1 pseudogene is annotated in these 449 nt (G+C 65.5%); it reads right to left on the bottom strand.

The features are described from left to right. Positions 1–449, bottom strand: a pseudogene (locus ACFRCG_RS48550) (DNA-binding protein); the annotation flags it as partial.

The raw sequence follows: 449 nt of genomic DNA, 5'->3' as shown, positions 1-449 counted from the left end.
GGTCCGGGATCAGGTCGAGGCGAATGTCGGAGCGGGTCAGGACGAGCCCGAGGCGGGAGACAGTCGCCATGGTGGGTGCGCCGGTGAAGTCGGCGTCGGTGACGTGAAGGAAGGTGAGCCGGGGAAGTGCCGCGAGCTCGGCCCATTCCACCGCGTCCATGACGTGGTTGATGACGACGTCGTCGAGCATGGGCCACTGGGTGATGCCCGTGATGGAGGCTTCGACCTGGCTGCCGAGCCACAGCTTTGTGAGGGTCGGTGGAGCGGGAAGAGGTTTCAGCGTTCTCCACGGCAGGAGGGTGTAGAGGAGCAGTTCGCGCAGCTGTGGGAGCTGGCGGAGTGCTTCGAAGGAGAAGCCGGCAGGTAGGTTCAGCAGGTTGAGTTCCTGCAGCGGCAGTCCGGCCAAATCGTGCAGGCCGTCGACGGGTGCCGAGGGGCCAAGAGTCAAC

Source organism: Embleya sp. NPDC056575 (assembly GCF_042793325.1).
GTDB lineage: Bacteria > Actinomycetota > Actinomycetes > Streptomycetales > Streptomycetaceae > Embleya.
The sequence above is the reverse complement of the archived record's forward strand: the minus strand, read 5'-3'. Positions and strand labels throughout refer to the sequence as shown.